At 69.3% G+C, this 12,404-nt stretch carries 10 protein-coding genes; 4 read left to right on the top strand and 6 right to left on the bottom strand.

Going from position 1 to position 12,404, the window contains the following annotated elements; translation table 11 throughout:
• Positions 1 to 59 precede the first annotated feature (59 nt).
• Together ACWDMM_RS05485 and ACWDMM_RS05480 are read left to right on the top strand one after the other, a co-directional pair.
• Positions 60 to 1,391: a lipase family protein gene (locus tag ACWDMM_RS05485; protein WP_357103198.1), complete on the top strand. Its 1,332-nt coding sequence runs from the start codon at positions 60 to 62 to the stop codon at positions 1,389 to 1,391.
• A 222-nt stretch (positions 1,392 to 1,613) separates the two neighbouring features.
• Positions 1,614 to 2,816, top strand: a complete 1,203-nt coding sequence (locus ACWDMM_RS05480) for a cytochrome P450 (RefSeq protein ID WP_449936131.1) — start codon at positions 1,614 to 1,616, stop codon at positions 2,814 to 2,816.
• A gap of 151 nt (positions 2,817 to 2,967) precedes the next feature.
• Here the strand turns inward: ACWDMM_RS05480 and ACWDMM_RS05475 are convergent, their stop codons facing one another.
• Positions 2,968 to 3,933 carry a DMT family transporter gene (locus ACWDMM_RS05475; RefSeq protein WP_357205773.1) on the bottom strand — a complete coding sequence of 322 codons (966 nt, stop codon included), beginning with the start codon at positions 3,931 to 3,933 and terminating at the stop codon, positions 2,968 to 2,970.
• Positions 3,934 to 4,197: 264 nt separating this feature from the next.
• On the opposite strand from ACWDMM_RS05475, the gene ACWDMM_RS05470 reads away from it, so the two are divergent.
• Together ACWDMM_RS05470 and ACWDMM_RS05465 are read left to right on the top strand one after the other, a co-directional pair.
• Positions 4,198 to 4,764, top strand: a complete 567-nt coding sequence (locus ACWDMM_RS05470; RefSeq protein ID WP_195079157.1) for an RNA polymerase sigma factor — start codon at positions 4,198 to 4,200, stop codon at positions 4,762 to 4,764.
• Positions 4,757 to 5,146: a hypothetical protein gene (locus tag ACWDMM_RS05465; protein WP_449936128.1), complete on the top strand. Its 390-nt coding sequence runs from the start codon at positions 4,757 to 4,759 to the stop codon at positions 5,144 to 5,146. Before ACWDMM_RS05470 ends, ACWDMM_RS05465 begins: the two co-directional genes overlap by 8 nt.
• Positions 5,147 to 5,263: 117 nt before the next feature.
• Here the strand turns inward: ACWDMM_RS05465 and ACWDMM_RS05460 are convergent, their stop codons facing one another.
• The 5 genes from ACWDMM_RS05460 to ACWDMM_RS05440 are packed head-to-tail and all read right to left on the bottom strand — an operon-like array spanning position 5,264 to position 12,281.
• Complete coding sequence (locus tag ACWDMM_RS05460) at positions 5,264 to 7,732, bottom strand: CoA transferase (RefSeq protein WP_449936125.1); 2,469 nt, start codon at positions 7,730 to 7,732, stop codon at positions 5,264 to 5,266.
• 56 nt (positions 7,733 to 7,788) lie between these two features.
• Positions 7,789 to 8,748, bottom strand: a complete 960-nt coding sequence (locus ACWDMM_RS05455; RefSeq protein ID WP_195079160.1) for an enoyl-CoA hydratase/isomerase family protein — start codon at positions 8,746 to 8,748, stop codon at positions 7,789 to 7,791.
• A 14-nt stretch (positions 8,749 to 8,762) separates the two neighbouring features.
• A complete protein-coding gene (locus ACWDMM_RS05450; protein WP_449936122.1) occupies positions 8,763 to 9,887 on the bottom strand; it encodes a M24 family metallopeptidase in 1,125 nt (374 codons plus the stop codon).
• Positions 9,877 to 11,112, bottom strand: a complete 1,236-nt coding sequence (locus ACWDMM_RS05445) for a M24 family metallopeptidase (protein ID WP_449936120.1) — start codon at positions 11,110 to 11,112, stop codon at positions 9,877 to 9,879. The genes ACWDMM_RS05450 and ACWDMM_RS05445 overlap by 11 nt, the downstream gene beginning before the upstream one ends.
• The gene (locus ACWDMM_RS05440; RefSeq protein ID WP_449936118.1) at positions 11,109 to 12,281 is read right to left on the bottom strand and encodes an amidohydrolase family protein; all 1,173 of its coding nucleotides are present in this window, start codon (positions 12,279 to 12,281) and stop codon (positions 11,109 to 11,111) included. Before ACWDMM_RS05440 ends, ACWDMM_RS05445 begins: the two co-directional genes overlap by 4 nt.
• Positions 12,282 to 12,404: the final 123 nt, after the last annotated feature.

The following is a 12,404-nucleotide window of genomic DNA, read 5'->3' as shown; positions in this document are numbered from 1 at the left end:
CTATTGCGGCCTGGAACACTCCGGCGACGGTGCCGGGTGGAACCTATGGAGAGTTATCGATGCAACGACAGCAGGGGCAGTCTCGATCGAGGTGGGGGCGGTGGGCCGTCCCGGTGGCGGCGGCGCTGGCCGTGGCTTGCGTCACGACGGTGGCGATGGTGGACACGCAGGAGGCGGCCGCCTCTCCGGTCGGTGACTTCTACCTTGCGCCCGCTCAGGTTCCCGCCGAGCGTGGGGCGATCATCAAGACCGGGCCGATGGCTTTGTTCGCGGCTCCGCCCACGGCCGAAGGGTGGCCGGGTAAGGCGCAGCACGTCATGTACACCTCGCGGTTGCAGGACGGGTCGCCGGTCGCGGTGTCGGGGACGTTCATCGATGCCACCGGGCCGTGGCAGGGGCCCGGCCCGCGTCCGACCGTTGTCATCGGTCCGGGAACCTCGGGGCAGGGCGACCGCTGTGCGATGTCGGTGGCCTTCTCGACCGGATTGGCGCTGTTCGACGACCCGTCGCCGGGGTTGTCGGCGAACCAGGAACTGCCTGCCTCGGCACTGTGGAGCGGGCTGGGCGCGCGGGTGTTGGTGACCGACTACATCGGACTGGGCACGCCGGGTATCCACACCTACGCCAACCGGATCGAGCAAGCCCATGCCGTGCTCGACGGTGTGCGCGCGGCCCACAATCTGGCGGGCGTCGGGCCGGAGACCCCGGTGGTGTTGTGGGGCTACTCGCAAGGCGGCGGTGCGACCGCGGCCGCGGCGGAGATGCAACCGGACTACGCGCCGGAATTGAATCTCAAGGGCACCTGGGCGGGCGGGCCGGTCGCGGACCTGGCCGCGATCCTGGAACGGATCGACGGCTCGCTCATCAGCGGCGCCATCGGATTCGCCATCAACGGTCTGCTCGCGCGGTACCCCGAACTGCAGAAGGCCGTCGACCGGGTGACCAGTCCCGCCGGGCGCGCGATGCTCGCGGCGCTGAGCGATGAGTGCATCGGTGACATCATCACTCGCCACGCGTTTTTGCGGACCGGTTCGATGACCAACGACGGCCGCTCGCTGACCGAGCACTTGGCCGAGATCCCCGAGGCCGCCCCCGTGCTGGCCGAAATGCGCGTCGGCAATCTGACCCCGAAAACGCCGGTGCTGATCACCAGCGGCTTGAACGACGACACCGTCCCCTACGGCCAGGCTCGCCGGCTCGCCGAAGATTGGTGCGCGAAAGGCGCAACGGTCACCTTCCGTACCAACGACCTGCCGCCGATCCTGCCCGGCGCGACCATCCCGAACCACTTCGGGCCCGAGATGATCGACGGATTCGGCCCCGACAACGCGGTCACCTACCTGCTCGACCGCCTGGCCGACAAACCCGTTTCCGGCTGCGCCATCGACTGAACCTGTCTCCATCGGGAACCGCGCGGGCCCCGCATCCGACCGCCATCGGATACGGGGCCCGTTTTCGTGATCTATATGAGAATGTCAATCTCGCAATCGGAGAAGATGAGTTGCATCAGCAGATTGGCAGATTTACACTGGCAGAACTCCCACAACTCGGTCTTCGGCTGATCTCGTACGCACGACCGAGGACGATGAAGTTCCCGCGAGAGGCGAAACCCTGTGACGACCAGCGCGGCCAGCGACGTCTATTACGACCCGTACGACGTCGAACTCAACGCCGATCCCTATCCGATGTTCAAGCGGCTCCGCGAAGAGATGCCGCTGTACTACAACGAGAAGCACGACTTCTACGCGATCAGCCGCCACGCGGATGTCAACGCGGCGTTGCTGGACCCGGGTACCTACAGTTCGGCGCGCGGCGCGATCATCGAGTTGATCAAGGCGGGCATCGAGATCCCGCCGGGCGTATTGATCTTCGAGGATCCGCCGATCCACGACATCCATCGCGGACTGCTGTCGCGCATGTTCACCCCGCGCAAGATCCGCGCGCTGGAGGACAAGATCCGCGAGTTCTGCGCGCGCAGCCTCGATCCGCATGTCGGCACCGGGCGGCTGGACTTCATCGCCGACATCGGCGCGCAGATGCCGATGCGCACCATCGGCATGCTGCTGGGCATTCCGGAAGAGGACCAGGAGACCATCCGCGACTTCGCGAACGCGCAGATGCGCACCGAGGAGGGCAAGCCGATGAAGGCGGCCTCCGAAGGCATGGTCGGAGGCGACATCTTCGCCGCCTACATCGACTGGCGGGCCGAGCATCCCTCCGACGACATCATGACCGAGCTGCTCAACGTGGAGTTCGAGGACGAGACCGGCACGGTGCGCCGACTGCGCCGGGAGGAATTGCTCACCTACGTGAACGTGGTGTCCGGCGCGGGCAACGAGACCACGACCCGCCTGATCGGCTGGGCGGGCAAGGTTCTGGCCGAGCATCCCGACCAGCGGCGCGAGCTGGTGGAGAATCCGCGGTTGATTCCCAACGCGGTGGAGGAACTGCTGCGATTCGAACCGCCCGCCCCGCACGTGGCGCGGTACGTGACCCGCGATGTCGAGGTGCACGGCCGGACCGTGCCGGAGGGCAGTGCGATGATGATGCTCATCGGGGCGGCCAACCGGGACCATCGCCAGTTCCCGCCGGACGGCGACGTCTTCGACATCCACCGCGACACCCGCCAGCACCTGTCGTTCAGCGTGGGCACGCACTACTGCCTCGGATCGGCGCTGGCTCGCCTCGAGGGGCGGATCGCGCTGGAGGAGATTCTCGCCCGATTCCCCGAATGGGAGGTGGATTCGGCCGCGGCGAGACTCTCGCCCACCTCCACCGTGCGCGGCTGGGAAACGATGCCCGCGTTCACCTCGTAGACAGGATGCCTCGCCGCCAGGCCGCCGGCGTCCCGGCCGCGCCGCACACCGCCGAGGCCAACCGACGGATGTCGAGCGACCGCTCCCGTACCGGCCCGACCGCCGCCACCTGTGATCATCACTCGGCAGAAGTGGCGGCAGGCAACGGTTCTCACGAATCGGCGCTGCGTGCGGCGCTCCACCGTTTCCGCACGACGGCGGTGATCCGGCGTTGTCCGGAGCCGGATGTGGCTGCGCCGTAGGTGCCGAGCAGTATCAGGGCGCAGCCGAACAACTGCAGCGCCGTGGGCCGCTCGTCGAGCACGACAGCGGCCAGGACGAGCGCGCCGATCGGCGTCAGCATGAGCATGGCCGCGCTCACCGTGCTGCTCAGCTGGGCGGTGGCCAGCGCGATCAGCAGCCAGCCGCCGATCTGACCGCACACCGCGGTCAGGGTCAGCCAGCCCAGCGCCGCCCAACCGGGCGTGAACGTGACGCCCGGCCACAGCGCACCCACGGCGGCCGCCGACAGCAGCGCCAGCCGGTAGGACTGGACCACTTGCCCGCTGTGCCCGCCGTGGCGCAGGAGGTAGAGGAACCCCGAGTAGCACAACGCGGCGAGGACGGCGTGGATCGTTCCCTGTACCGGCGCGCTGCCAGAGGCCCCGGTCTCGAAGACGCCACCAGTGAGCAGGATGCCCGCCACCAGGATCGGCGACACGACGAGGAACGCGCCGCGGATCGGCTCGCGATCGATGAGCAGCGCCAGCAGCGGAACGATGACGACCTGCGCGTTCACCAGCACCGCCGTCAACCCGGCGCCGACCTCGTAGATCGCTTGCGTCCACAACAGCGCGTCCGCGGCGAACAGCGCACCGGCCGTCACCGCGACCGCGGCCTGCCGCCGCGACAGCGCACCCTCTCGTCGGCGTTCACCACGGGCCGACGGCCACAGCAACGGCAAGGCGAGCGCACAACGGAAGAACGTGGCGGTAGCCGGTGCGGCGCCCGACAGCCCGATGAAGATCCCCGAGGTGGCGACGCCGAGCGCGCCCACGGCCATCGCCGACCGTGGCCGCGCCCGGGCCGCGTGGGACACCGCTCCCAGAATGCGCTGCGGCAGCGAAGTATCGGGCATCGGCCGACGCTACAACCGGCGAATCCGGGAAGCACGCGAATATCTCCGCCGGGCCAGGACCGAGTCACCGCTTCGGATACGGCACGGTGTCGTGCTGAGATTCGGTGTGAATCCTTTGTCGACGGCCGGTCCTCTCATAGCTGTGCCGACAACCGGGTCGGCACGCAATCGAGGAGGTCGTTGTGATCATTGCCGCCATCGCTGTCGCCGCCGTACTGGTCGGCTGGTGCAGCGTGACCCTGCTGCGCCGCCGGAGCCGCTCCCGTGACTGACCTGACCTGGCCCGACGAGCAATTGGTGAGCGCGGCGCGGGAAGGCGACGCCGCGGCGATCACCACACTGGTATCGGGCTCCTACCCGCATGTGCGCCGCTTCGCCCATACCCTGTGCGCCTCCGCCGAGGACGCGGAGGACGCCGCGCAGGAGGCGCTGATCATCCTCTACCGCAAGATCGGGACCTTGCGGGCCTCCGGCGCGCTGGCGTCCTGGATGTTCCGCATCGTCCGCAACGAGTGCCTGCGGCAGTGGCGCATGATGACCCGGCAGCACGAACCGATACCGGAGGGGGCCGTGGCTTCCGCGGAGGAAGAGGCGGTGCGGCGGCTGGAAGCAGGCCGGGTGGCTGCGGTGATCGCCGCGTTGCCCGCCGACCAGCGGCGGGTGCTGATCATGCGCGACGTGCAGGGCTACAGCGGCCGCATGGTCGCGGGCATGCTCGGGCTCAGCGTCGCGGCGATGAAGTCACGGCTGCACCGCGCCCGGGCGACGGTGCAGCAGGAGCTGCGGGCCACACCGTGGTCGGCTCAGGAGAGGAGCGAACGAAATGCCTGACGAGCGGAGTTTCGCCAGCGCCTCCGTGCCCCGGCATCTGGCGCGCGGTGTCGCGGGCTTCGGCGCACTCATCGGCGCGGTCGCCTTGTTGCCGGTATTCGGGGCGTTCAGCTTGCTGCTCGCACCGGTCGGTCTGCTCGCCTTGCGCGGATGCCCGACCTGCTGGGTGATCGGCTTGATCCAGACCGTGTCGCGGGGACGGTTGCGGCGTACGTGCGTCGACGGGCAGTGCCGATTCACCAGTGCCGGGCACGATCCGGCCGAGCACGTGACCAGCCTTCGCGCACCCGGCTCGGCGTTGCCGCTCTCGACTCATGGCGCCGGTGGCCGGTCGCCGTGCGATGTGTCGCCGCCGGACGGAGGCAGCCGTCGAGCGTCGTGACAGGGCCACGCGGTCATCGAGCTGCGGGTCGGTCCTCGCGCTGGCTTGCGGCATGGCGTGGCGGCGGTGACGGCAGTCGGGTGCGGGCACGTCGGCTGAACCTCGATCACCCGATGGCTATGCGGATTTCGCCGACGACCGCACCACCGCGGGCAGCCCACCGATGACACCGTCGGCCTCCAGGGCGCGAATCTCCGTCTCGCTCAGGCCGACAGCGGTGAGCAGCTCCGTGTTGTGCTGGCCGAGCAGGGGAGCGGGCCCGCGGTGGAAACGCCGCGGACCGGCGGAGAACCGCACCGGCACGGTGCTGTGCCTGGCCGTCTCGGCGACCGGGTGGGCGACCGGCTCGAAGAACTCCCGGAACTGTAGCTGTGGCAGCTCGAACTGCCGGTGCGGTTGCATGACCTTCGCGACCGGTACACCGGCGTCCCAGAGAATGCGGACGATCTCGTCGCTGTCGCGCTGCGCACACCATTCCGCGAGCCGCTCGTCGATCAGGTCATGCCTGCGGCGGCGCCCCGGCGCGGACGAGAGTTCGGGATCCAAGGCCCAGAACGGGGTCCCGAGCGCTTCGCGCAGCCGCCGCCACTGCGCGTCGGTGGCGACCGCGATCGCCACCCAGCAGTCCTCCCTGCCGAATTCGTCCACACCCGAGGCGCGATAGAGATTCTGCGGCGCGGCGCAGGGACCGCGGTTGCCGTCGCGTTGGAGCAGCGCACCGTAGGCCGAGTACTCGATCACCTGCTCGGCGGCCACATTGAGCGCGGCCTCGACCATCGCGGCCTCCACCAGCACGCCGTGTCCGGTGCGGCGCCGGTGTTCCAAGGCCAAGAGCAGGGCGTTGAGGGCGTGCACGCCCGCGTTGGGATCACCGATCGAATAGGGCTCGACCGGATTGCCGTCCGGGTGGCCGGTCAGCCAGGTCACCCCCGAGGTGTCCTCGATGACGTAGGCGAAGGCCGGATTGTCGCGCCAGGGACCGTCGAGGCCGAAACCGGGCATCCGGACCATGATCGCGTCCGGGCGCAGTCGCCGCACGGCCGGATAGTCCAGGCCGATCTGCTCGAGCACGCGGGGTGTGTAGTTCTCCACGATCACCTCGCAGGTGGCGGCCAGCCGCCGCAACAGGTCTCGCCCGCGATCGGAGCGGAAGTCCAGCGTGAGGCCCTTCTTGTTGGTGTTCAGCCCGGAGAAGACGGGGGACTTCTCCCACCATTGCTCTTCGCTCGGCGGCACGCCCGCGATGAGGCGGGTGCCGTCGGGGTGTCCGGCCGATTCCACGTGGATGACTTCGGCGCCGAGCATGCCGAGGTAGTGCGTGCACGACGGCCCGGCCCAGAACGTCGTGAGGTCGAGGACGCGAAGATGTTCGAACGGCAGGGGTTGCGGTGCGGTGCCTCCTGCCGTGCGCGGGCGTTTCCGGCGGCGGGCACGATATTCCTCGGTGTGCTCGCCGAGCCGGGGAGCGGGTCGCGGATCGCACAGCAGCGTGGGCGTCGTGCGATACGGGGGGCCGGGCTGGACGAAGCCGTCGCGGGGGTTCACCGTGAAGAATCTTCGCGCCACGTGATGATCAGTGGTCGTGGCGTTTGCTCCGTTCACCACCGGGCCGTTGGGAATGCGGAAGGCGGTCGCCAGATCGCGGATCACCTCGGCGGGCTGCTCGGCCATCCAGGCGAAGATCTCCGGCGCCTTCTCGTTGGCCCGCTGGGTGATCGCCGGGGCGGGGTCCTCCTCGATCCACTCCGGATGCCCCACCATCGCGCACAGGTCGAACCACTGCTGCGCGGTGCCGCAGCCCACCGCAACCAAGCCGTCGGCGGCGGTGGCGACCCCGGGCACGCTGAGCCGTCGTTCCGTGCGGAACGGGCGGCCGAGCGCGTCGAAGAACGAGACGGGGAAATAGGTGAGCCCGAGGATCTGGGTCTCCAGCACGGACAGATCGACCAGCTCGCCCGCGCCGGATCCGAGCGTGCGCAGCCGCGAGGTCATGGTGGCCGCGCTCGCGTAGGCGCCGGCGAACCATTCCCCGATCCGGCCGCCCACGTGCACCGGCGCTCGGTCCGGCGCGCCTCGGCCGAGGCCGACGATGCCGCCGGACCACGCTTGCAAGGTGAACTCGGTGGCCGGGCGGTCGTGCCACGGCCCGTCGAGACCGAACGGGGTGATCGCGGTGACCACCAGATGACGGTGCGCGCGGCGCAACGCGGCCGGGGCGAGCCGGGGGTGCTCGGCGAGCCGCGACCCCGGCGACCACACCACCACGTCGGCCGCCGCGAGTAGGTCGTCGACGAGTTCCAGGTCCGCGGCCACCCCCGGCGCGGCGACGACACTCTTCTTCGAACCGGCCAGGAAGGAGAACAGCGCACCGTCGGACCCCGGGTCGATGCGGGCCAACGATGCCGACCACCGGCGAAGCGAATCCCCCTCCGGCGCTTCGACTTTGATGATCTCCGCGCCGCCGTCGGCCAGCAGTTTGGTGCAATAGGCGCCTGCGATCCCCGAGGAGACGTCGACCACGACGCAACCGCGCAACGGCGGTTCGACGGGACGCTCGGAGCTGTTCGCGGATTCTTTCGATCCCATGACCTCTCACCGTTCCGATTCCCGCGACCGAGTGCTCCGGCCTCGGCCGGGCCGGGCTAGACCTTCTTCTTGCGACCGGACTTGCTCAGCCGGAATTCCGGCGGAAACCGCGCGTCGTTGTCCTTGACCGAGTTGTTCAGCCCGCTTTCGAACGCGTTGTCCAGCATGAGTTCGTCGTCGTCGGCGTGGATGTGGCCGCCCATCGATTCGAAGAACCCGCTCAGCAGACTGCCCATGTACTCGCCCTGGTGCTGCTTCATCACTTCGAAGAACACCTTCTGCATGAACACGGTGTCGGTGGGCCGGTTGCGGGCACAGGCGCGGGCGTACTTCTCGGTCTCGGCTTCGAGGTCGGCTCGCGCGACAACCTTGTTCAGGAAGTTGCACTCGTACATCTCCCGCGCGGTGAACGCCCGGCCGGTGAAGACCATCTCCTGGAACCGGCGCAACCCCATGGTCTGGGCCCACGTCCACATCCGCGGCCCCCAGCCGTAGTACCGGAAGGACGGATGACCGAAAAGGGCGTCGTCGGAGGAGATCACCAGGTCGGCGTCGGCCGCCTGATAGAAATGCCAGCCATAGCAGTAGCCTTTCACCTCCAGGATGCTGATCTTCTTGAACTCCTGCAGGCTGCGGCAACCGGCTTGGGCGTTGGCGTACCACTGGCTGATCGTGGCGCCGTGCCGGAAGGACGCGCGGGGCGGATACCGCACCTCGTCCTCGCCGATCTTGTACTCGCTCAACCGCGGACCCTGCGTGGGCGCGCTCTGCACCGCCATGAACTCGGGCAGGTCGGCTCCGGTGCCGAGGTCGTCGCCCGCCCCGCGGACGACGAGCACTTTCACCTCGTCGTCGACGTTCGCGCGGTGCAGCAGGTCGGCGTAGCGCAGTCGGGCCGCGATGGTGGGCGCGTTGAGATGATCGGGACGGTCGAAGGTGATGGTCGCGATCCGGGTCTTGGGGTCCTTGTCGTAGCGGATGATCTCCTCCGCCGACGGCTGCTCGGGACCGGACATGGACGGGCTCCTTCCTAGTGCTCCCAGTGCGGAGCGGTGGTGAGCACCTCGGCGCCGTCCTCGGTGATCAGGACCGCGTCGCGCCCGAACACCGCCCCGGCACCGGATTCCCACGTGTACGCGGTGACGGCGAGGACCATGCCCGGCTCGAGGCGTTCGGCCGCGGCGCTCGCACGCAGGTGATCGGTCAGTACCGGCGGATCGAACCCCATGCCGAGCCCCCGCGCGACAGGCATCGGCGGCAGCGGTTCCCCCGCGATCTCGTAGGCGGCGAGCAGGTCCGTGCCCGCCGCTCCCGGGCGGCACGCCTCCAGCAGCCTGCCCCACAGGCCGTCCCACCGCCGGTACAGCTTGCGGACCCGGTCGTCGCCTTCGCCGCCGACCGGCCAGGTGCGGCCCACCTCGCCGATATAGCCCTCGCCCAGCACACCGGAGGAGAAGGCCACCAGGTCGCCCGCCCGCGCGCGGCGGTCCGCGCCCGCCCGCCGCCAGGGGTGTTCCCGTGAGGTCACCCATGCCGAGTCCTGCGAGGCCGGGGTGCTGACGCCGCCGGCGGCCATCGCCTCGAGCAGCACGCCGATCAACGCCTGCTCGGTGACGCCCGGCGCGAGCAGGCGCACGGCCGCGGCCAAGCCTTCCTCCGCGATGGCGAGGGTCGCGCGCAACACCTCCACTTCCTCGGGAGTCTTGATCCGGCGTGCGGCGCGCATCGCCAGTTCGCCGTCGACCAGTTCGGCCGAGGGAAAGGCGAGCGGAAGCAGCTTCGCGAAGCCGGGTGACAGCGCGTCGGTGCCGACCCGCCGCGCGGTGGCGGCGCCCTCGATGCCGCGCAGCACGGCGATGGTGTTCATCGGATTCCACGCGATGCCGTACAGGTTCTCGTGCGGGATGTCCTCCGGCACGCCTTCGTCCCACGTGCTCAGCAGATGCACCGCGCGCGTGCGCCGCACCACCGTCGCCACCGGCCCGAACGGGCGGGTGCCCGCGACCCACAATTGCGGTGTGCCGGAGACGTAGCGGGCGTTGGCCTGGCGTCCGAGCACCAGAACGTCCAGATCATGGGCTTGCATCTGTGCCATGGCACGTTCCCGCCGCCCATGTCGCAGGGCGCGAGCGTCGGGCAGAATCTCAGTGGCCATACGGCGCGTAGGGGTAGTCGGTGAGGGCGGTCCAGCCCTCCTCGGTGATCACGATGATTTCCTCGCTTCGGTAGCCGCCGGTGCCGTCCTCCCAGACCACCGGCTCCAGAACCAGCACCATGCCGGGTTCGAACACGAAGTTCTCGTCGAACTCGGCGCCGAGATCGGTGCCGATCATCGGCATCTCGGCGGCGCTCACGCCGATTCCGTGTCCCAGATAGAAATGCGGCAGCCAGGGCTCGGCGCCGCCGGCGGCGGCGATCGCCGCCCGCGCGAGATCGGCGGCCGTGGCGCCGGCGCGGGTCACGTCGAGCACCGCGGTGAGGATCTCGCGCCAGCGCTCGAACTGCCGCTGCTGGCGGGCGTCGGGCTCGGCGCCCACCGTCCAGGTGCGGCCGAAGTCCGAGCAGTAGCCCCCGTAGGTGATGCTGACGTCGGTCCAGAGCACGTCACCGGCGCGCAGTTCCCGCTCCGTGGTCAGCAGTGGCAGAGCCAGATCGCCGTGTGTGGTCCAGACGCCGTCGGCCTTGGTCTCCGGCATCACCTGCCAGATGGCGTCGAGCATGGTGGCGGTGGCGCCGAGTTCGAACGCCCTGCGCACGAAGCTCGCCGACAGATCGATCTGCCTGCGCCCCGGCGCGAGCGCCGCCTGCACGTCGACCATGGCCTGCTCGGTGATCCGGCACGCGGTGCGGATGCAGGCGATCTCGTCGGGTGTCTTGATCAGTTTCGCGGCGCCGATCACGGCGGCGGCATCCGCGGGAGCGCCGCCGGGGAACAGCGTGGATCGCGCCCGCAGCATGGCTCCGGTGCACTCGTCCACCGCGATGACCGACCCCGCCGGGACGAGATCGGCCACGATGCGCGCGAAAGCCGCTACGCCCTCGTCGAATTCGAGATACACCGGACCGTGCAGGTGGTCGCCCGGGAGATCCGATTCCGCCGAGGCTCCCTCCCGGAACGGCAGGAACAGGTGCGGCCACGGATCGCCCGCCACGACCACGGCGACCGGCCGTTCGACGTGGGCGAGCCCCGCGTCGCCGAGCGGCCAGTTCGCCCCGGTCGCATATACGACGTTGCTGTTGTTCAGCAGAATCAGCGCGTCGACGCCCTGCTCGGCCATGGCCGAGCGCAGCCGCGCCCCGGTCTCGCGCCGCATGCGCGCGCGATCCGGCACCTCGGGGATCGCGAGGGACGAGGTGGCCGCGACGGGGAACGACGTCATGACAGACCCAGGAATGCGGTCACGTTGCCGCTGACGATCCGGGCGGCGTCCTCCGGCCCCACGGCCTGCACCACGGCTCGCAGGGATTTCTCCGAGTAGCCGAACGTGCTCTCGTTGTGCGGGTAGTCCGACGACCACATGACCCGGTCGCGACCGATGTGGTCGATCAGCGACAGGCCCAGCGGGTCCACCATGAACGAGGCGCGCATGTGGTTGTCCCAGTAGTAGCGCACCTCGTGCTCCACCGGGCGATCGAGCATGTGCTGGAAGGAGGCGAGCATGTGCTCGGCGTCCTGGATCGCGGAAGCCACCCAGTTCACCCCGCCCTCGAACCAGCCGATGCTCAGGCCGGGATGCCGGTCGATGATGCCGCTGAAGATGTACTTGGAGAACAGTTCCCGGAACGGGGCGACGTTGTGCATCATGCCGACGGCGACGCTGTTGACCTCGCAAGGGCTCGACAGCGGCGACTCGCCGATGTGGTGGGAGACCGGCACGCCGGACTCCTCGATCGCGTCCCACACCGGGATCATCGCGGTGCTCGCGTAGTCGATGACCTTTCCTTCGTCGTCCTTGCCCGCCGACAGCGGCAGCAGGAACGTCTTGAGCCCCAGGGACTTCAGCTCCGCGAGGGTGCGGCGCGTGCCTTCGGCGTCCCACCAGTTGATCAGTCCGACGCCGTAGAAGCTGCCGCCGGAGCGCTCCTGCAACTCCGCGATGTAGGCGTTGTACACCCGGAAGGAGAGTTCGCGAATCTCCTTGTCGGGGTAGAACAGCAGCGCCAGCAGCGCGTTCGGGAACGCGAGCTCCTTGGCGATGCCGTCGGCGCGCAGATCCGCGATCCGCGCATCCAGGTTGCCGCTTCCGGAGCCGTCCAGCGGGTCGTACTGCATCAGCACATGACTGAAATCGCCGGGCAGGAACGACTTCCCCTTCCGGCCCAGCTGGTATGCGCCGTCCTCGTACCACACCCGCGGGGCGCGGTCCTTGAGCGATTCCGGGAACCGCTCGTAGAAGATGTCGTGCGCCAGCGAGATGTGGTTGTCGGCCGAGAAGACCTCGGTGCCCGGTGGCAGGCCGGCCGAACCCTCGGCGTGGCCGCGGCGGTCCTTCGGCGGGCCGAAGCCGCCGGGCGGGTACAACGAGGCACTGCTGGTCGGAACCGACATCTTGACCCTCCCATGGATCTGTTCGCGGCACGGAACCGCTGTCGCGTCGGCGGGGTGCGGATGCGGACTGCGTCGGCGGCGCGTGGGGCCAGCGGCGGCACCCGAAGATCGCCGCCGGGCTCG

The sequence above is a fragment of the Nocardia sp. NPDC003726 genome (assembly GCF_053586955.1).
The sequence above is the reverse complement of the archived record's forward strand: the minus strand, read 5'-3'. Positions and strand labels throughout refer to the sequence as shown.